Origin of the sequence: Bifidobacterium miconisargentati (assembly GCF_019331675.1) — a bacterium.
Classification (GTDB): domain Bacteria; phylum Actinomycetota; class Actinomycetes; order Actinomycetales; family Bifidobacteriaceae; genus Bifidobacterium; species Bifidobacterium miconisargentati.
Map to the genome: position 1 here is coordinate 25863 of NZ_JAHBBJ010000020.1, position 20906 is coordinate 46768.

At 59.0% G+C, this 20906-nt stretch carries 13 protein-coding genes; 9 read left to right on the forward strand and 4 right to left on the reverse strand.

Going from position 1 to position 20906, the window contains the following annotated elements:
• Nucleotides 1-287: 287 nt before the first annotated feature.
• The gene (locus KIH81_RS10795) at nucleotides 288-2510 is read right to left on the reverse strand and encodes an InlB B-repeat-containing protein (protein WP_214305323.1); all 2223 of its coding nucleotides are present in this window, start codon (nucleotides 2508-2510) and stop codon (nucleotides 288-290) included.
• A 195-nt stretch (nucleotides 2511-2705) separates the two neighbouring features.
• On the opposite strand from KIH81_RS10795, the gene KIH81_RS10800 reads away from it, so the two are divergent.
• Both KIH81_RS10800 and KIH81_RS10805 read left to right on the forward strand, forming a co-directional pair.
• Nucleotides 2706-3998: an ATP-binding protein gene (locus tag KIH81_RS10800; RefSeq protein WP_214305324.1), complete on the forward strand. Its 1293-nt coding sequence runs from the start codon at nucleotides 2706-2708 to the stop codon at nucleotides 3996-3998.
• A 393-nt stretch (nucleotides 3999-4391) separates the two neighbouring features.
• On the forward strand, nucleotides 4392-5126 hold the full coding sequence (locus KIH81_RS10805) for a hypothetical protein (protein WP_214305325.1): 735 nt from the start codon (nucleotides 4392-4394) through the stop codon (nucleotides 5124-5126).
• A 291-nt stretch (nucleotides 5127-5417) separates the two neighbouring features.
• Here KIH81_RS10805 and KIH81_RS10810 read toward each other — a convergent pair whose 3' ends face one another.
• Nucleotides 5418-6764 carry an RNA-binding domain-containing protein gene (locus KIH81_RS10810; protein ID WP_214305326.1) on the reverse strand — a complete coding sequence of 449 codons (1347 nt, stop codon included), beginning with the start codon at nucleotides 6762-6764 and terminating at the stop codon, nucleotides 5418-5420.
• A gap of 174 nt (nucleotides 6765-6938) precedes the next feature.
• Between KIH81_RS10810 and KIH81_RS10815 the strand changes: the two genes are divergently transcribed.
• Nucleotides 6939-7469, forward strand: coding sequence for a hypothetical protein (locus tag KIH81_RS10815; protein ID WP_214305327.1), 531 nt, complete (start codon nucleotides 6939-6941; stop codon nucleotides 7467-7469).
• Complete coding sequence (locus KIH81_RS10820) at nucleotides 7426-9354, forward strand: S-layer homology domain-containing protein (RefSeq protein WP_214305328.1); 1929 nt, start codon at nucleotides 7426-7428, stop codon at nucleotides 9352-9354. The genes KIH81_RS10815 and KIH81_RS10820 overlap by 44 nt, the downstream gene beginning before the upstream one ends.
• 366 nt (nucleotides 9355-9720) lie before the next feature.
• Here the strand turns inward: KIH81_RS10820 and KIH81_RS10825 are convergent, their stop codons facing one another.
• On the reverse strand, nucleotides 9721-11943 hold the full coding sequence (locus KIH81_RS10825; protein ID WP_214305329.1) for an S-layer homology domain-containing protein: 2223 nt from the start codon (nucleotides 11941-11943) through the stop codon (nucleotides 9721-9723).
• 716 nt (nucleotides 11944-12659) lie between these two features.
• Here KIH81_RS10825 and KIH81_RS10830 point away from each other — a divergent pair.
• The 5 genes from KIH81_RS10830 (at nucleotide 12660) to KIH81_RS10850 (ending at nucleotide 19147) form a co-directional block, all read left to right on the forward strand.
• Nucleotides 12660-14783, forward strand: a complete 2124-nt coding sequence (locus tag KIH81_RS10830) for an alpha-galactosidase (protein ID WP_236029545.1) — start codon at nucleotides 12660-12662, stop codon at nucleotides 14781-14783.
• A 51-nt stretch (nucleotides 14784-14834) separates the two neighbouring features.
• On the forward strand, nucleotides 14835-16190 hold the full coding sequence (locus KIH81_RS10835) for an ABC transporter substrate-binding protein (RefSeq protein ID WP_236029547.1): 1356 nt from the start codon (nucleotides 14835-14837) through the stop codon (nucleotides 16188-16190).
• Nucleotides 16191-16305: 115 nt separating this feature from the next.
• A complete protein-coding gene (locus KIH81_RS10840) occupies nucleotides 16306-17208 on the forward strand; it encodes a carbohydrate ABC transporter permease (protein ID WP_214305331.1) in 903 nt (300 codons plus the stop codon).
• Entirely contained in the window at nucleotides 17205-18083 is an 879-nt protein-coding gene (locus KIH81_RS10845) for a carbohydrate ABC transporter permease (RefSeq protein ID WP_214305332.1), read from the forward strand. Before KIH81_RS10840 ends, KIH81_RS10845 begins: the two co-directional genes overlap by 4 nt.
• A gap of 50 nt (nucleotides 18084-18133) precedes the next feature.
• Nucleotides 18134-19147 carry a LacI family DNA-binding transcriptional regulator gene (locus KIH81_RS10850; protein WP_214305333.1) on the forward strand — a complete coding sequence of 338 codons (1014 nt, stop codon included), beginning with the start codon at nucleotides 18134-18136 and terminating at the stop codon, nucleotides 19145-19147.
• 129 nt (nucleotides 19148-19276) lie between these two features.
• Here KIH81_RS10850 and KIH81_RS10855 read toward each other — a convergent pair whose 3' ends face one another.
• Nucleotides 19277-20902, reverse strand: a complete 1626-nt coding sequence (locus KIH81_RS10855) for an InlB B-repeat-containing protein (RefSeq protein WP_214305334.1) — start codon at nucleotides 20900-20902, stop codon at nucleotides 19277-19279.
• Nucleotides 20903-20906: the final 4 nt, after the last annotated feature.

Below are 20906 nucleotides of genomic sequence, written 5' to 3' on the forward strand. Positions count from 1 at the left end.
GGCGAACGCCTGACTGACCGAGCCTAACGCATGCAGAAAGCCTCTTCTGGCAGGATTCAGCTGGTCAGAAGAGGCTTTCTTGTATATGCGTCGGTGCTCACGCCGTCCATTCCTGGTTTTACGGGAACCTGCGAGCCGACGTAAGATTCCGTCTGCAGAATCCATATATGTAGACATACATTGAGAGGGGTTCCTCCCATGCCGGTGTTATCCGGTGTGGGAGGAACCCCTCTCAGTGTCTGGACTTCCAGATCAGGAAGCGAGTTTCAGGCTATAGGCCTTGAGGCTCACTTGTTGATGTAGAAGTAGGTGCGGGCCAGGAACGCCGCGCCATCCTGACGCAGCAGGGTAGCGTAACCATCGAACGTGCCGGTGGCGAAACCGTTGACGATCGCGGTGGAACCCTTGTGGTCAACGCCGTTGTACTTGTAGTTGTAGTCGACCACGGTGTTGGCGGCCCACAGGACCTCCTTGTAGTGAGGAGTGGACTCGTTCACGTCGGAGAACTGCTTGGCGGCAGTGCTCGGGTCGAACTCCGGGCTGCCGGCGGCGCGGTACAGGAACGCAGCAGCATCCTGACGGTTCACCAGGGCCATGCCACGGAACGTGCCATCAGAGAAGCCCTTGACGATGCCGTTCTTCGCGGCCCACAGGATCTCCTTGTAATGCGGGGTGGCCGGGGTCACGTCCGTGAAGATGTTGTCGGAAGCGGCCGGGGTGTACTCCGGGGAACCGGCCAGGCGGTACAGGAAGGCCGCGTAGTCCTGACGGAACATGGAACCGGTCGGCTTGAACGTGCCGTCACCGTAACCCTTGGCGATACCCTGCTCGGCGACGAAGAAGATTTCGTTGTAGTGCGGGGTGGACACCTGGCCGTTGTTGCCGGTGAACACGTCGAGGAACTGGTTGTCCGTGGCGGTCAGCTTGGCCTTGAGAGCGGTCAGCTGGGCGATGTAATCCTTCGCGGCCTTCTCGGACACGTGGGACAGGCCCTTGACGGCGGTCACGGTGGCGGAGCCGGTGGTGTAGTCGGCCTTGCCGGCGATCTCGCCCTGCTTGTTGGAGAAGTCGGCCCAGGCCTGGGTGTCCTGGTTGTAGGCTTCGCCCGTCACGTCGAGCAGGCCCTTGAGCTCCACCTGGGTGGAGGTCAGCCACAGGGCCTTGAACGTGGAGGCGCTGTAGACGCGGTAACCGCGGAAGTCGGCGTCGGACTTGTACACCGGAGCGTAGTAGGCGGGCGTGAGCAAAGTGTTATCGCTATCCCCGTCGAGGGCCCAGCCGGCGAACACGTAGCCGTCGCGGGTCGGGTCGGCCGGCTTGGTGGCGGTGGCGCCCTTGGCGACCTTGACCTCGGTGGGCTTGGAACCGGTGTAGTCAGGGTCGAAGGACACGGTGAACTGGACGTTGCCGATGGTCAGGTAGCCATTGACAGTCACGTCGGCGGTGATGGGCTCGTCGTCGTAGAGCTTGGAATCGGTGCCCGCCTTGTACCAGCCGTCGAACACGAGCTTGTCGCCGTAGGTGTTCGGAGTCGGCAGGGTCGCGCCGGTGTTATCGGCCACCCAAATCGGGGCCGGAGCGGTCTCGGCGGTCGGGTTGCTGCCGGGGAACGCGAACGTGATCTTGTGGGCCGCAGCGCCGCGATCCGTGAGGGCGGTGCCGGGCTTGAGGGTCAGCTTCTTGTAGTAGGAGCCATCGGACTTGACGGCCGCGCCGCCCTCCCACAGCTTGGACGTGTTGCCGTCGATGTACCACTTCTCGACGATCTGCTCATGGCCGGGGACGCCACCGGCGACGGCGGTCGGCAGCTCGACGTTGTCGCCGTTGGCGACCTCCACGGTCTTCGTGGTGCTGGTCTCGCCGCTCAGGTTGTGGCCCAGGGTGGAGGCGTCGAACACGACCTCGGTGGACACGGTCTGCTCGGCCTTGGCGGTCAGCTTGCCGGTCACGGCCTGCGTGAAGTCGAACGCGTTGCCATCGGAGCCAACGAAACCGGTCAGCTTGTGGCCATCGGAAGCGCTGCCATCGGTCGGGGCCTCCCAAGCGGCTAGCTTGTCGCCCTTGGCGACCTTGATGCCGTTCTTGTCGCCGGCGTTGTTGGCGGTGCCGTCCTGATCGGTGTCGGCGTACTTGAGGACCACGCCGTTGGCGTTGAAGCTGACGGTGTAGACGTCGTTGGTCTTGGCCCAGTGGGCGTACAGGGTGGTGTCCTCGAGGACCGGGGACTGCGTGTCGAACAGCTCGCCCTCGCCCAGGTTCGGGGAGGTGTACCAGCCGGTGAACACCCAGCCGTTCGCGGAAATCTTGTTCAGACCGCCGACCTTGTAGTCGTTGCCCTCGTTGGCGGTCAGGGAGCTCGGGGCGGTGCCGTGGCCGTTCGCGTCGAACTTGACCGTGAACTCATCGCCCGCGGCGCTGGCCGTGCCGGCTGCCACGCCCATGGTCGCGATCATCGCGAGCGAGGCGAGGCCCGCGAGCGGCGCGCGCCAAACCTTGTTGTTTCCAGTCATAATTCTGGAACCTTTCTTCTAGGGACACGGGGCGGGCTTGTCTGCTGGTTCCGGGCGGGACGCGCGATTGGCGTCGGTCGCGGATGTTTCTGTCAATAATGTTCTTTTGAACACTTTTGACATGTTAAAAGTGTATAATTGTGTCATTATCTTCATGGATGCGGGAGGTGGCCCATGCGGCGGAAGGTGGACGACATGCTCGAGGAATGGAAGCGGTCGCCGAAGCGCAAGCCGCTCGTGCTGTTCGGGGCGCGGCAGGTGGGCAAGACGTACGCCATCACCCATTTCGCCAGGCGGTCCTTCGATTCCATGGCCTATGTGGATTTCTCCCGTGACGGCCGGGCGTCCCTCGCGTTCGGCGATTCCATCGCGCCCGCGGACGTCGTCCACGTGCTGGAGAGCCTGCTGCGCATGCGCATCGATCCGGAACGGACCCTGATCGTGCTGGACGAGGTCCAGCTGTGCGAGCGGGCCCTGACCAGCCTGAAGTACTTCTGCGACGACGCGCCGCAGTACCACGTGATCGCGGCCGGGAGCCTGCTGGGCGTCAAGGTGAACCGCAGCAGGTACTCGTTCCCCGTGGGCAAGGTGGACATGCTCACGTTGCATCCCATGGACTTCGAGGAATACCTGTGGGCCCGCGGCGAGGAGCGCCTCGCGGACGATATCGGACAGGCGTGCGCCACGCCCGACAGGCCGTTCGCGTTCCATGACGTGGCGATGGATCTCGTGCGCGAGTACATGCTCGTCGGCGGCATGCCGGAGGCCGTCGACGCCTACGCGGAGTCGGGGCGCCGGATGGACGCGCCGCGCGAGGTCCAGCGCGACATCGTCACCGCGTACACGGCCGACATGGCCAAATACGCTTCCCCCCGGGAGACGCAGCGCATCCTCGAGGCGTGGAACAGCGTGCCCAGGCAGCTCGCCAAGGAGAACCACAAGTTCCAGTACAAGGCCATCCGTTCCGGCGGCAGGTCCAACATGTACCAGGGAGCCCTGTCGTGGCTGGTCTCGGCCGGCATCATCACCCGCCTGACGCAGGTCTCGGAGCCGGTCGCGCCGCTGCGGGCCTTCGAGGATCCCTCGGCGTTCAAGATCTACATGGCCGACACCGGCCTGCTGTCCTGCGCCTACGACGTGATGCCCACGGACCTCGCCCCCGCGAACGACAAGGCGTCCGCGTTCCGCGGCGCGCTGGCCGAGAACTACGTGCTGCAGCAGCTCACCGCCGCCGGCCTCGCCCCCCACTACTGGGGCACCCTGAACAGGGGCGAGGTCGAGTTCGTCGTACGCGACGGGCAGGGCGACGTCATCCCCATCGAGGTCAAGTCCGGCGCCAACGTGACCGCCCGCAGCCTGACGGCCTACCGGGCGAAATACCGTCCGCGCTACGCCGTGAGGATCAGCGCCCGGAACTTCGGTGTCGAGGGCGACATGCGCAGCGTCCCGCTGTACGCGGCCAGGACACTGGCCGACGGCCTCCGATAACGGCGCGGGGCCGGGGAGCGCAAGGCGCGGCGGCGTCTTCGCCCCGACGGCCCTCCGGCTATGCCCCGTCGCGCGGCCGCCGACTGATGGACGGTCAGGTACGGGCCGATCGGATGTCCGGCACTGACTTGTACGGTCGGAGGCTGCACGACGGTGAAATCCGGGGATGTTCAGCGTGCGCCGGTTCCCGCCAGTCGGAACGTCATGTCGGCCATGGCTTGCCCACTCGGCATAATTGATATGCTATATCGCATATATAAGCAGGCGCGGTTCTTTCGATTTTGGGGCGCCATTGCAAAACCTTTGTCAACCCACTGTTCGCCGCATATAATCGAAAGAGGCGTACCGACCAAGCCAATATGCATGAAGATGCATTTTATGCAAGGAGCGTCGATGAAGGATGGAGTGAGGGTATCCGTCAATGTCTCGCAGAAGAGCGAGGCCCGTCCTGTCGTCGGGAGGTCTTTGCCGCATGCCGGCAACGCCAAAAAGCCTTCATGCGACAAAGGAATGGAGAACGAAGCAGTGGGGCACGAGAATCGCGGCCTCTTTCTCATGCGCGCCATAGGGTTCGTGAATAGTCTTGAGTGCGATGAGGCGTTGAGGCCCATCGTTCTGCAATACATTCTTGACCGGCTGACGACGGAGGAACTCAACGAGGCGGAGAGAATGAGCATGGCGTCGGCCGGCATCCTCGAGGATCCGCGTTCGAAGGCCCCCGCAGCCTCGGCCAGGGATCCGGCGTTGATGTCGGTGGCGGCCGAGGCCGGCGTGACCTACGATGATGCGGCCTCGATATACGAGATGCGGAACGGGGGGATGTCCATACTGGCCGCGCCGGAGATCCTCGGGACAACGGAGGCCGAGCGCAATCGAACCGTCGCGATACTGGCGGCGGGTTTCCACCTGATTGCGGGGAGGCGCGCGCTGCTTCCGGTCTCGGAGGTCCGCCGAATTGCTTCGAGATGTTACGAAGTGAAACGGAACTTGGCGAAGAACCTCGCTTATGTCGAAGGATTCCGGATCTCCGGGGAACGGAAGAGCAAAGTGATACTCATACAACCGGATCCGTTCCTGCCGGTCTTCCGGTCCACGATCCGGCAGGTGTTGGGACGTCATGACGACTGACCGTGAGCAGACCGCGAAAATCCTCGGGCGCGGCGCCGGACGGGGACCCGGCTGGCGCTCCCGCGGGTCGGTTTCCGCGGCCCATGGCCGGGCCCACCTCCTTGGGACTGCCGGCACCTCTTCCCGGAGTCCCGGTCTTGCACCGTACTCCGGGCATCGAGATGCCAAGGAGCGCGGAGCGCACTTGCTTTTGTACTCGGAATGTGAAAAATAGAGCATCGGATGTATGAAAACAGGCGCTGAGGGTTCCGGGAAATCTTCCATCGCCGTGGCCGCCCCGTCGGGGGTGGGTCATTCCGTTCCATGGTACCGGGTGCTGCGGCCCGAACCCCGCTTCTCGACAAGGCCGTCCGACAGCAGGGAGGACAGCAGCTTGCCCGCGCCGGAACGGGCCATGCCCGTCGCCGCCTGCAATTCCGCGCGCGACACTCCCTGCGGCCGGGACGCCAGCTCGATTGCGGTCTGCCGGTTCGACGCCGGCGACTCGCTCCCGCCCCGCGTCGGGGCCGGCGTCCGGCCGGACCCTTCCGACGTCTCCGACCGGACGCGGGGATTATGCGAGGGCAGGGTCAGCTTGAACGCGTTGTCGCTGACCTCGAATACGGGCTGGAGAGGCAGTCCCCGGTAGTCGTTGATGATCTTCGGCACGCCCGTGCCGTACGCCTCGACCCAGCGCAGCCGGTACAGGATCGCAGCGAGTCTCGGATTGCGTTGCAGCGAGGTGCCGAGCATCATGTCGGCCCTGGTCATGCCCCGCGGCAGGCCACCGAAGTTCACGAACTCCATCCGGTCGTCGAACACGCTCACCAAGGCCGGGCCCGTTATCGAATAATCGCGGTGGACCACCATGTTGAGCAGCGCCTCGCGCACCACGGAGGGGGAATAGTCGCGCTCGTCGTGCCTGCGCAATGACCCGTCGAACGTGGAACGCGTCGAGTTGAACCGGCCGACATAGCCGGCAACCGCCCCGAACTGGTCGAACAGCGACCCCGAGAACTCCTCCCGGCTGTTGAACGTGCGCTTGTCCGTCCCCTCGAACACCGCGGCCTTGATCGACGCCGTGCACTGGTCCGACAGCAGCCACGCCAGATTCGTGTACAGGCCGTCGGCGTCGACCAGCCCCAACGACCTCCGCTCCCGCACCCCGAACCCGATCCCGGCCTCGGCGAACGCCCGCCCCGCCGAATCGAACGTGAGCGACTGGTCCACGGCCGGGGTCTGCTCGAACGACACACGGGAATCGGCGCGCAGCATCTCCAGGATCGCCGCCTCGCTCGCGGGAATCGACCCAGCACCCAGACGCACGTACACGCCCGCGGGACGCGGCCCCTTGTCGCTCAGGTAATACGGGCGTTCCGTGCCCGGCCGCACATCCACCAACACCACCGGCCGGCCGGCACGATCCTCGGAACGGATATCCACGAACCTCGCCATATCCGGACTGATCCCGTTGCCGATCGACTGCATCGCCCGCAGCATGCACCCATCCACGTCCGACACACCCACCGGGACCCCGTCATCGTCCACGCCGACCACGATCCGCCCGCCCCCGGAATTCGCGAACGCCACCACGGTCTTCTTCGCGCTTTCGTTCCAATCCGCCTTGAACTCCAGATGCTGCCCCTCACGCTCATCCATCGACGTCCCTCCCACCTTTCTCCCACTTTCCTGCCACTTTTCTCCTACTTTTCTACCACCGGTGGGAGAAAAGTAGGAGAAACAACGCGCGCCGGCCCGTGGAACCGGAAACGCCGGACGCAGGATCCCCCGTACGCCCAATCCCCCGTGTCCCTAGAAGAAAGGTTCCAGGATATGACTGGAAACAACAAGGTTTGGCGCGCGCCGCTCGCGGGCCTCGCCTCGCTCGCGATGATCGCGACCATGGGCGTGACCGCGCTGAGCGCGAACGCGGCGACGCCGTCCGTGACGCTTGACGCGAACGGCGGCAAGTTCGGCAACGACACCACGAAGCCGCTTGAGGATACGAACAACAACGGCTTCGCCGACGAGCTGTACCGCTCCACCGGTGCGGCCAATGGTGCTACTTGGGTCGACTCGAAGGGTGTCGCCCGTACGTTCACCGGCTGGTACACCTCCGCCACGTACGGTGGCCAGGCCGTGGATCCGACCACCGTCGAGGCCGGCGCGACCCTGTACGCCCACTGGACCACTACTGATAACACCGTGCACTACAAGCGCACCGTTGGCTCCGCGCCCGCGGTGAAGGCCCCGGCCATCCTGTCCGGTACCACGGCCGCCACCAAGGACAAGATCGCCAACGGCAACGGCGTGGTCAGCGATGACGGCACCGGAGACCACCGTGGTCGTGTCCTCCGCCGATGAGGTGGCCGATTGGCAGAAGCCGACCGAGGACCAGCCCGGCGACGCCAAGCTGTTCCAGGGCTCTTGGAACGGTTCCGGCACCGCATCCAAGCCGTACACTCCCGCCACTGTCGCCGCCGCCACGGTGAAGGTGAGGCTGGCCGCTTCCAATGAGAAGGTGTATGACCAGAACGGCAAGGACGTGACCACCGATGCCACGTCCACCGGTACCGATGTCGCGGCGGGCGAGACCGTCGCCGCCCTGTCCGTGCTCAACCCGGCCGTCCAGAACAGCGACGGCTCTTACGGCGTTGTCGTCAAGTGGGTCGACATGGCGAAGAACAACGAGGAGTTCGTGTTCGGCGCTGACGGCACCAAGGTCGAGAAGGGCCGCACATACGTTCTGGCCAAGTCCGGCGCCACGGATGCAGTGGCCCGCGCATGGCATATCTTCAACGCGCAGTCCGGCGACGCCCGTCAGGACTTCTACGTGGCTGACGGCTCGAACTTCGACCCGTCCGCGCTGAAGGCCGCCGCCGAGCGCGCGACCACCACCGGCAAGTACACGTTCTCCGGCTCCTGGTTCTCCGAGGACGACCTGATTGAGAAGAATCACGGGGCGCCTGGTGAATTCGCCGTTTCCCCGGACGATACCTACGGACTGACCGCGTTCGCGGCCGACACCGTCGTGTCCGGCAACCTGACGCTGGTCCCGGCCTACACCAAGAACGCCGACGAGGATCTGGAGTACACGTTCAGCTTCGACCCGTACTACGACGGTTCCGCCGCCGCGACCGAAGTCAAGGCCAAGGGCAGCGACACGATCTACGACAAGATCCCGACCCCGACCCGCGAGGGCTACAAGTTCGTCGGCTGGTTCGGCAGCGAGACGGACGCCAAGGCCGCAGAGAACAACTCCGATGCTAAGAACGAGGCCACCCGTGCCGACCGTCAGAGCTGGCTGAAGGACGAGACCAAGACCGTCTCCGACTTCAAGAGCCTGTTCACGACCGACTCCACCACCGGCGATCTCAAGGCCAAGACCTACTACGCGGGCTGGAAGCTCGACCAGATCAACGCGGCCGACTTCAAGAACCTGGTCCTCCTGAAGAACACCGACACGTACACGACCGCATCGTTCCGCGAGTACAAGAGCATCCGCACCGACCTGCTCAAGACTATCAAGTCCGAGACCGGCATCGACTTCACCGGCGACACCAACGAGGCTTCCGTTACCGCCAAGGCTAAAAAGCTCACCGCCGACGACCTGCTCAAGTACGGCAAGGTCCTGGTTGATGCGAAGAACAACCTGGTCAAGGTCGCTAACATCGACACGACGTTCGGCCAGTTCGGCTTCTCCGACGTGGACGTCCTGACCCCGCACGCCAAGGACATCCGCGCCGCCGCCGAGCAGGGCTTCGTGAAGGGCTACACGGACAACACGTACCGTCCGTCCGCCACGATTCTGCGCCAGGACTTCGCCGCGATGCTCTACCGCCTGGCCGGCTCCCCGGCCTACACGGTGAACGCCGCTGACAACAAGTTCTCCGACGTGAACGAGTCCACGCCTCACTACAAGGAGATCCTGTGGGCCGCCAAGAACGGCATCATCAAGGGTTACCCGGACGGCACGTTCGGCGGCACCCGCACCGTGGTCCGCCAGGACGCCATGGCGTTCCTGTACCGCGTGTCCGCTTACGTCGACGCGAACAGCGTGAAGAACGTGAAGGTCGAGAACACGTTCGCCGACATCGCGACGACCGCCCACGCCACCGAGGTCCTGTGGGCCGCGAACAAGGGCGGCATCGCCAAGGGCTACACGGACGGCAACTTCCACGGCCTGTGGAACCTGACCCGTGCAGACGCCGCCGCCTTCCTGACCCGCACCAACGACTACCTCGGCTGACGGAACCGGGCAATGCCCGGAACCGATAAGCTAGGCCTAGGGGTCTAGGTCAGATATATGAAAGAGTGGTTCTTCCCGTACCGGTGTCGAAGCCGGCACGGGAAGAACCACTCTTTCGTATAAGCACGTACATGAACCAAAGCCTCGACTTGGGATACCCCCACACGCGCCCCTCGGGCCCCCGGACGAGACCATGAACGAATCGGACAAGGTATCCACGGCAAGCATGTGAACCGCCGTGTATCCATCACCGGCGCCCATATGCGAAGAGAGGGGTTCCTCCCATGCCGGTTGAATCCGGTGTGGGAGGAACCCCTCTCGTGTTACGTCCTACTCAGGCGAGTTTCAGGCTGTCAGCCTTGGTGCTCACTTGTTGATGTAGAAGTAGGTGCGGGCCAGGAACGCCGCGCCGTCCTGACGAAGCAGGGTAGCGTAACCATCGAACGTGCCGGTGGAGAAGCCGTTGACGATCGCGGTGCTCTTGCCGTCGTACTTGGTGTTGACGACGGTGTTGGCGGCCCACAGGACCTCCTTGTAGTGAGGAGTGGACTCGTTCACATCCGAGAACTGCTTGGCAGCAGTGCTCGGGTCGAACTCCGGGCTGCCGGCGGCGCGGTACAGGAACGCGGCGGCGTCCTGGCGGTTCACCAGGGCCGTGCCGCGGAACGTGCCGTCCGAGAAGCCCTTGATGATGCCCTGCTTGGCGGCCCACAGGATCTCCTTGTAATGCGGGGTAGCCGGGGTGACGTCCGTGAAGATGTTGTCGGCGGCGTTCACCGTGTACTCCGGGGAACCGGCGAGACGGTACAGGAAGGCGGCGTAGTCCTGACGGTACATGGAACCGGTCGGCTTGAACGTGCCGTCACCATAACCCTTCGCGATACCCTGCTCGGCGACGAACTCGATGGCGGCGGAGTGCGGGGTAGCGACCGTGCCGTTGTCACCGTCGAACACGTCCAGGAACGTCTGGTCCTTGGTCACGAGCTTGAGCTGCGCGGCCTTCAGGGTCTTCACCCACTCAGCCACAGCCTTCTCACCAAGCTTCGCATAAGCCTTCTGGAAATCATAAGGCTTCGCGGAAGACGTGGCGTACAGGGTGGACAGGTTGGCATCGTCGGTCACGCTCTTGACGACCTTGTTGTATTCCTTGACGGAGGCGTCGGTGTAGGCGCGGGTGTCGAGCTCGACAAGGCCCTTCATCTCGTTCTGGGCGGTGGTCAGCCACGCGGCCTTCAGATAGACGGGGCCGGAGATCTTGCCGTAGTTGTCAGCGAAGTCGTCGGCGTTGGTCGTGAATCGTGCAGGAGTGTAAGATTCGTCGATCCAGCCCTGGAACACGTAGCCGTCGCGGGTGGCGGTCTGCCACTCGGCGGCCGCGCCGTTGGCGACCTTGGTCACGACCGGGGTGCTGCCGTCGTAGTCCGGGTCGAACGTTACGTCGAAGGTCACGTTCTTCAGGGACAGGTAGCCGTACAGGACGTTGTTGAAGTCGGTCAGGCCATCACCGTAGTAACGGTTGGTGTAGGCGGAGTCGGTGTACCAGCCGCTGAACTCGTAGGCATCGCCGAACGTGTTCACGGTCGGTTCCGGAGCGGCCTCGCCCTTGGCGACGTAGTACTTCTTGCCATCGAAGTCCTGGACATCGGGACTGCCGGCGACCTCATAGGTCACCTGGACCGCGTCGGAATCGCTCTCGTCCACGAGTGGAACGAGGACGATGAAGTCGGCGACCTTGTCGTCCTTGGCACTCTCAGGGATGGCGCCGCCGTCCCACAGGCGGGTGCCGTTGTCGGCAGTGGTGTCGTACGCGCTGTAAGCCCAGGAGGACACGATCTTGCGGCCCTTGCCGTTGACGTAGTACACGGCGGTCGGCAGCTCCGGAACATCCTCACCGTAGGCGAACTCGATGTCGGTCTGATTACCGCTGACCTGGAAGCTGTCGACACCGCTCTTGGTGCCCTTGGCGAGCTCCACGTACTGGCTCTTCTTCAGGACGGTCGAAACCGTGACGTTCGAGGTCGGAGCGACCGAGGAATCCCAGTCCTTGCCGGCAACGGTGAAGCCGGTCAGGATGTGGCCATCGGTGGCGGAGGCGTCCGTCGGCTTCTCCCAGTCGGCGACCTTGTCGCCAGCGGCCAGCTTGATGACGTTGTCGCCGGTGGCGCCCTGCTCATCCGCGGTGCCGTTCTGGTTGGTGTCGGCGAACTTCAGATAGGAAGACTTCTGGAACTTGACGGTCTTGACGTCCTTGCCCCAGTGGGCATACAGGGTAGTGTCCGCGGTCAGACGGGTGTCCGGGTTGAACTTCACGCCATCGGAGGTGTACCAGCCCGTGAACGTCCAGCCGGCCGGAGCCGTCGGCTTCGTGGTGGAACCGAAGGTGACCTTATCGCCCGCGGTGTGCTTCTGGGTCTTGTTCGCATCGGCGAGGGAGCCACGGCCGTTCAAATCGAAAGTAACCGTGTAAGTCGGCGTGTTCACGCCATCCACGGCGTTCGCCGTGCCGGCCGCCACGCCCATGGTCGCGATCATCGCGAGCGAGGCGAGGCCCGCGAGCGGCGCGCGCCAAACCTTGTTGTTTCCAGTCATATCCTGGAACCTTTCTTCTAGGGCTATAGGTTCGGGCAATTCGCGGGTTGAGAAATTGATTGGAAAATAAGGGTTTGCCGCAAACGGGAAGCTACCCGGACAAGGCCGAGACACGACTGGACACGATGTCCTTTCGTCCCATTGCAAGCGTCGATGGCGAATGAGAAAGAAACGGCAATACGTGCGGAATTGCGTGTCTGATCGTACCCGGACACGATGCAGACACGATGGCTAGATGCCTTTTCGGGAGGGAAGTTTCAGGGGAGTGACGAATCTCGTGGGTGCGGTTAAACCAGAATTGGCGTGAATGCTTGGTCCCATTTCTCATATCTGCTGGCTTCCAAGGAATGCCGGCAGGCTGATGTTCATCTATGCCGAAGTTGACTTAACAGAGCCGCAGTCTTCGCTTGTATTTGACGCTTCTTCTCTCTGCGGAGTTTCAGTCGTCTCGACAAACGTGAAAACGTTTCGGTAATGAGAGAGCATGCCCATGCCGGTTAGGCGGCTTAAATATCAATGTTTCCAATGGCTAGGCGGTGTTGATGGTCTTGGACACGCCTGCTCCTTTGACATGAAAACGGTATCATCTTAATCTGTATTTCAACAACCGCAGAGGTTGTTGAAATACATAAAACTGTTGTAAACCAAGAGTTTTTCCAGCTTGGATAATTGAACCAGCAGTGCGTGAAACCGTTATTGGATATGCGAGGAAGCATATGGAGAGAACAAATAATCAAGCCTTTGAATGGGAAACCCCGGATTTGAAATTGGAATTCCGCCACAGCGGGTCAACTCCGGTCGAACTCGTGTCTGTGCAAGCGGGAAATACCAAATCCGTGTTTCCCGATCCGCTGCCTATCGTGGAAATACTGGCCGCAGGACATGGACACCGACTGTCAAGCGGGAGACTCATTGCCACGCATCTTGGTGCGTCCCTCCGATATAGGCATCATGAAGCGGCCATATCCAACGGCGTATACCGTTTGACGGTCTCCCTTGCCGATCCGGAATCGCATATCGAGGTGGAGGCCCATTATGAGACCTTCGCCGGATCTTCAACGCTCCGTTCATATATGACGGTAGTCAATGCTCCCACTTCGGATGGCACCGTTGTTTTGGAATCCGTCACCAGCTGGGTAGCCGGTTTCGGATCCCCGAACACTTCTGCAGACATCAACGCTTGGGATGTACTTGAATGTGACAACGAATGGCTTGGGGAAGGCCGTTGGAAGCGTACTCATGTGACGGATTATGTGCCAGAAATGCATGAATACCTCATCGGGCATAACCAACGATATTCGCATACGGTCGTATCGGCAGGCACATGGTCCACCGGGAGTGGAGCCCCTATGGGAGTTTTGGAATCAGCCCAGCTTGATCTCGTGTGGCTGTTCCAGATCGAGCACAACGGCGCTTGGCGTTGGGAAATCGGCAAAAATGGCAACGACGGATATCTCGCATTGTCAGGGCCTACGAACAATGACCACTCGTGGGAGAAGATTCTCCATCCCGGAGAGGCATTCACTACGGTTTCCGCGGATATCACACTGGCTTCATCATTCGGACAAGCAGCGGAACAACTGACGAAATATCGTCGCATCACGCGCACTCCGCATGTCGATAACCGTAAGCCTCAAGTAATCTTCAACGATTATATGAACACCATCAACGGAGATCCCACCACCGAAAAACTGCTCCCGCTCATCACGGGGGCCGCAGAAGTCGGTGTCGAGGTGTTCGTCGTGGATTGCGGTTGGTATGACGATACCGGAAATTGGTGGCCTTCCGTCGGTGAATGGAAGCCGTCCAAAACCCGCTTCCCGAATGGTTTCGGCGAAGTCATGAACGCCATTGTCGAAGCCGGAATGAAACCAGGCCTTTGGGTCGAACCGGAAGTCATCGGAGTATTGAGCCCAGTAGCCAGTCAGCTCTCCGATAGTGCGTTCCTCAGCCGTCACGGGCATCGAGTCGAAGAACAACAGCGTTATTTCTTGGACTTCCGCAGCTCGGAAGCGCGTGAGTACGTTACCGGAGTCGTGGACAGGCTCGTCAAAGATTACGGTGTCGCATACTTCAAGTTCGACTACAACGTATCCCCTGGAAGCGGAACTGACATCGACAGTGACAGTTGCGGTGACGGGCTTTTGGAGCACAATCGTGCCTACAGCAAGTGGATCGATGGCCTCCATGAGAAATATCCCAACCTGATTCTGGAGAATTGCTCTTCTGGGGGTATGCGCATGGATTATGCGCAACTCTCGCGATTCCAAGTGCAATCCACTTCCGATCAACAGGATTTCCGACTTTACCCGACCATTGCAGCTGCTGCCCCGATGCAGATGCTTCCCGAACAGGCAGCCAATTGGGCCTACCCGCAGTCGACCATGAGCCAAGAGGAAATCGCTACCAATCTGAACACAACGTTCCTGGGGCGATTCTTCCTTTCCGGTTACATCAACAGGATGGAGGAACAGCAAAAGAACCTTATCGTGCAAGCTATTGATGCATATAAAAAACTGGTTCAGCCTGTTATCCCCAATGCAATACCTTTCTGGCCTACCGGATTGCCTCATTGGGATGATCCTGTTGTCTCGCTTGGTCTGAGAACCGGTGAGTATTCACTCATCACAGTGTGGGGTAGGAGCCTGCCTCAGCCGCAGATCGCGCAACTGAATATCCCCTTCTATCGAGAGGATGAACTGGAAGTCTCGGCCGTGTTCCCCATCGGCGAAGACTTCGCATCATGGCCCACTCATTGGAGTGCCAAACAAGGAATACTGTCGGTCTTCATTCCCGCCGGAGGATACGTGTCCCGTACGTTCCGCCTCGAAACCAAATAAACATCCCCTATATCGAATCCAAACAATCCATCATCAAGTGAAGGTATGAAAATGAAGAACAATAGCGCAATGAAGCACATTGTCACCAGTACCGCCGTGGTGGCAACCCTGTCCATGCTGCTCGCCGGGTGCAGCAATCCAACGGCCTCCAGCACCGACGTAGATACGTCATCCGCCGATTATTGGCCAAAAGCAACCCAATCCCTTGAGGGGACAACATTGAAAATGTGGGTTCCCCAAGCTGCAAGCAAGATCCCAGTCAATATGGTCAAAGAATTCGAGAAAGCCACAGGAGCCAAAGTCGATGTTGAAGTGATCCCGGATCCCTATGAGCAGAATGTTCAAACCAAGGTCACTACCGGAGACGCCCCGAACCTTGCGCTCTGGCAGCCCACACGATCCATGCTGGCGGGCTTCATTGCCCAAGATAAACTACAGAAACTTGACAACGCTCCATTCGTGGATAATTACACTGAGGGCATGGCCGAAGCTGGCGGTTTGGTTGAAAACACCCGCTATGCGGCACTGTTCGGAGCCCCATCCGTAATGGGCGTGTTCTACAACAAGCAGGTTTTCGAAAAAGCTGGCATCACGAATACCCCAAAAAATTGGGATGAACTCGTCGAAACGGCTAAGAAGATCAAAGCTGCGAATATCGATGGCGTCGAATCACCGTTCTTTGAAATGGGCGGTTCGCAGTGGGGTACCCAGTACTCCGTCCAAGTGCAGCTGGCCGAAGCCGCCAAGGATGGGCTGTGGGATCGTGTGAATACCGGCAAAGAAAAGTTTACCGATAAGACCATCATGACAGCCATCAATAACTATAAGGCGTTGTTCGATGAAGGTCTGGAGAACAAGGATGCCGGCTCTGCAAAGAACGACGAACAGGCGGCCGCACTATGGAATGGCAAGACCGGTATGATGATCGGAATTGGAGTCATGTTCAACATGGTCGCAGCCCTCGCCAATAATGACAAAGCGGCCCTTGATGAGAAAATCGGTTTCTTTCCGATTTCGTCCAAGGGCAATATCGGAACCATCATTCCTGACGCCAACAATGGTGTGGTTGCTTTCAAATCTGGTGACAATGCGAAGGACGCAGCAGCCCGGCAGCTGATTAACTATTGGCTGAGTGATGGATATGAAGGATTCGTCAAGGATCAGAGTGCGGTTTCCGTTCTTAAGACGGTCGATTCCTCTCCGGACGTGCCTGAGGCTCTCACTGATTCCGCGGCAGCCATCAAGGACGGAGTCGGTTCCATGCAGTCTCTTGCCATTGGCAATCCTGACCTTTACATCAATCTGGCCGATATGATCAACGGCACCAAGACTCCGGAACAGGTCGGTCAGGCAACGCAAGATCAGTTTGCTCAACTGGCCAAGGCACAGGGAGCATCCGGTTTCTGATTTTCTCCACTTGAATAAACGGCGGAGTGGGTGCCGGAGCATTTTTCCTCTTCCGCTCACGGTAAACATTCCGCCCTTTTCTTTTATATATATCTTTGATTTCTAAGGACAAATTATGGGCAAACCCACGTCCAGCAGACACAACATACTGATCAAACAGAACTACCCGCTTCGTTTTCTGATCCCTGCGATAGCGTTCCTTCTCGTTTTCTTCTTTATTCCCACGGTTTTGAATTTCATCTACGCTTTCACGAACTGGTCTGCCTTTAGCAAGACAATCAGCTTTAATGGCTTAGATAACTTCATAACCTTGTTCACGAGTGGCACGCTGCTTAGGGATTTAAGAATCACGCTCCTATACGCCATTTTTGTCGGTATATTCCAAAATGTGTTCGGACTCGCATTGGCAGTGTTCCTCGAAAAAGACACGTTCATCAACAGGCTTTCCCGAGTCCTATTTTTCGTACCCGTCATCATGTCCGCACTGGCAGTCGGCTATATATGGCAGGCCATTCTGAAAAGCGATGGTGCGCTGAACCAAATCCTGAGCGCCTTTTCCGGGCATGCAGTGGAAATCGCATGGCTGGGAAACATCAATTGGACGCTGTTGATTGTAGCCAGCATCCACGGTTGGAAGTGGATGGGTCTTGCAATGCTCATCTACCTGGCCGGGCTGAAAACCATCGATCCTGATGTCATAGAAGCGGCCACCATAGATGGGGCGTCCGGTTCGCAGCTGTTCTGGAAAATCAAGTTCCCGCTACTGGCCCCAGCATTTACTTTTAATGTCGCCACATCACTGCTTGGTTCCATGAACGGATTCGACATCGTACAAGCCACCACTCAAGGAGGGCCTGGCGGTTCGACAGAAATCCTGAATATCTTCATCTGGCGAACCTTCGGTCAGGGCCTTTACTCTCAGTCCACCACCATGAGCCTCGTCCTGTTCGTCATGGTCATGGTTATCGCAGTTCCCGTCATTTATCTGCTTCGTAGAAGAGAGGCGAAGATCCTATGAGTTCCGCAACTTTTGGCCAAGTCAAAACCAATGAACGAGTCACGGTCAACAAAAAGTCTCCTGTAAGGGATGTGATTCATACCGTACTGGCCGTCCTGATTCTCCTTATTTTTCTCGGAGTCCCGTTCTGGCTGCTTATCGTCACTGCAGGCAAGTCCCAGGCCGAAGCCATTCAACCGAATATGAGTTTGCCGACCCATTGGCAGCTGTTGGAGAACTTCAAAACAGTTTTGATTGACGGTAAAATGATTCAGGCGTTCTTCGGATCAGTTATCGTGACCGTACCTTCGGTCCTGCTGACACTCATCTGCGGTTCCATGGCCGCGTGGATTCTGGCCCGACGTACAACGCGGCCTATGGCGATTGTCTATGCGTTGAGTATTTCCGGTCTGATTCTTCCTCCTGCCGTCGTCACCGTGATGATGCTCCTGAAAATCATCGGACTTTCAGGAACGGCACCGGGGATGGTTGGAGTCTATGTCGGAATCTATCTATCGACGGTGATTTTCTTCGTCACCGGATTCATCCGAACCATCCCCGTATCCTTAGAGGAAGCGGCACGAATTGATGGAGCCGGCCCAGTCAGAATATTCTTCACCATTATCCTTCCTTTGCTTGGACCGACGTTGGCGACTGCAACAATTCTGGTCACACTGTACATTTGGAATGATGTGTTCTACTCTCTGTTCATCCTGTCCGGCAAAATGGATCTTTTGCCGCTTAACCTGTACAACGTAGCTTCAGCGGGTCTCTACCTCAACAATTGGCATCTGATTTTCGCCTACATTATCCTGATGAGCTTGCCTTTGCTGGCAATCTTCGCCTTCACCCAAAGCAAGATCATCTCAGGCATTACGGGCGGAGCCGTGAAATAAAACAACCTACACTGGACATAACGAAATCAAAGAATCGATGGAGACGCGATATGGCGAGAACTGCAAGCAGAACAGCATCCATCAGGGATGTGGCGGCATTGGCTGAAGTGTCGGTTCCCACCGTATCGCGTTTCCTTAACAACCCATCAAAAGTCAGCGAGGAAAAGCGGGAGCGAATCAGCCAGGCGATTTCAATGCTCGGCTATCGTCCTAACCCAGTAGCACGGGCATTGGTTCACAGGCAAATGCCCTCAGTGGCGGTATTCACAACCAATACCACACTGTATGGCCCCTCCTTGGTGTTTGAGGGAATCGAGGACTCCGCTAGGGAAGAAGGCCTCCCCTTATCTATCTGTGTGCTGAATGGACAGGATAGATCTGATTTGCGTAAAAGTGCTCAGCTCTATCTGGATCAGCATCCTTCCGGTGTCATCATGCTTGATTTCGACAATCTCGACATAGATATGACGTCACTCCTGCCAGAGAATCTTCCGGCTGTAACCGTGGCGGGGGACGCCAAGAAAACCAACAACCAAGTCACGTTGGGAGCCGAGCAAGGCGGATACGAAGTTACCAAATATCTGTTAGGACTTGGTCATAAAACCGTCATTCACGTTGCCCTTCCCCATGAAGGGGTCAAATACAGTCGCATGGCCGGATGGCATAAAGCATGCGAAGAATACAATGTTCCGATTTACGCACCGATAATTTCCGAGTGGAATCCAGAAAGTGGCGTAGAGATAGGGCATCGCTTGGCGGCGGATGATACTGTAACCGCCATCTTCGCGGGCAATGATGTCATTGCTTTAGGCATTATAAGAGGATTGAATGAGGCGGGGAAAAAAGTTCCCGAAGATGTCAGCGTCGTTGGCTTCGACGATCAACCTTTATCAAAAATCTGGACGCCGAAATTAACCACTTATCGAATGAATTTCAAAGAAGGTGGAAAGCAGGCATTCAAAATGCTTAGACGCCAAATGAGTGAGAATATGGAGCAAGTAGGGGATAATTGTGTCAACGTTGCTGGTGAATTGATTCTGAGAGATTCGACCACAAGAATATAGTCTTTGTTAAATCAGAATTGACATGAGGAATTAATTTCGTATACCGAAGTTGCTCGCATTCTTTGGAGCGTCAACAACTTAAAACCGTCTATGTCAATTCTGATTTAACAAATCCGCGCCCAAACCCGCTTAATTCAGCACTTGACTGTACATGCGGTGCAGGAACGCTGCCATATCCTGACGCACCACGTACCGTTCGCCGTGGAACTTCGCACCGTCGTCCTCATTCCACCCGGTGGATACGCCGGTCCGAGCCAGCCATTCGATGTCCTGATAATGCGGGGTCTTCTCGTTCACATCCACGAACTCAACGTTGCCGCTCAGCTGAGGATTGGCCTGCTGATAGTCGGCCAGGCGGTGCAGGAACGCCGCCATGTCCTGACGGTACACGGGGGTCATGCCGCCGAACGTCACCGTGCCGTTCGCCGCGACATATCCCTTGGCGATGCCGGTGTCGGCCAGCCACAGAATCTCCTTGTAGTGGCTGGTCTTCTCGGTCACGTCGGCGAACGGGTTCTTCGCCTTGGACACGTCAAACGTCGGGCTGCCAGCCAGACGGTACAGGAACGCGGCCATGTCCTGACGCACCACCGTGTTCATGCCGCGGAATTCCTTGCCCTTCGAAGTGTTCCAGCCGGTGGAAATGCCGGTATCGGCCAGCCACTGGATGTCGTCGTGGTGCGGGGTGAGGTCGTTCACGTCGACGAACGTGTACTTGGTGCTGGTCTTGTTCCAATGCGCGTACACGGTGATATCCCGCCTGATCGGCGAATCGAAGTCGAACGCCTGGCCGCCTGAAGCCTTGGTGTACCAGCCGGCAAACGCATAGCCGCTCTTCGTCGGATCGGCGGGGCGGCTCACCGTGGACCCCTTCGCCACGGTCTGGGCGTCGACCTTGCTGCCGCCCTGCGTATCGAACGTGACGGTGGCGGTGGAAACCGGAGCATTATCCACGGTCAACGCATACTTCAGGCCTTCCGAGGCCCCGGAAACCTTGATGTAGTACGTATCCTTCGCAAGCCCGACGGACTCGGCCTTATGCTGGGTGACGGACGCGATCCACGGATACGGCATGATCTGATCGCCCTTGTTGTTGAGCAGTGAGACGTTCAGCGCGGCAAGATCCCGTTGGTCATTGGTCATGGAGATGGCCACCCGCCCGTCCGCGGGCATGGTGAACCGGTACCAGTCGTCGTCGATGAGATTGGGATTGTCGTTGCTCAGGAGCGTCTTCGTGAACGTGCCGTTGACGGTCCTGCCGATGGCGATGGCGTCGGCCCCAGTCATATCGTTGTTAGGCTCGCTTTCCCAGGAATCGGACACCGTATAGCCGATGTTCAGCTCGTACTTGAGTCCGATGGCGGCCATGGGAGTGACGCTCGCATAATACTCACCGGCCCCAAGCCCCACGCGGCTTCCCTCGTGGGAAAGCACGTCGGCGTTCCACACCTCCGTGGCGATGGCCTTGCCGGCGGAATCTTCGATCTGGACGTTCCACTTGCTCAGATCGTTGCCTTGGGTGTTCGTCATCTTCAGCTGGATGTAGCCGGCACTGGGCAAGGTGAACTTGTAATACTGCGCCGTAAGTCCGGCCATACCGGATACCGCGGTGTTCGGCTGAACCGATGTGGCGGTCTCGATGCTGTGGTTGAAGCCGATCTCGTCCGCGGCATACGATGCCGGTGCCCCCGCGAACATCATGGCTGCCGCGGCAATGAGACTCACTGCGGCGTACAGCGTCCTTCTGCTGGTCATACTG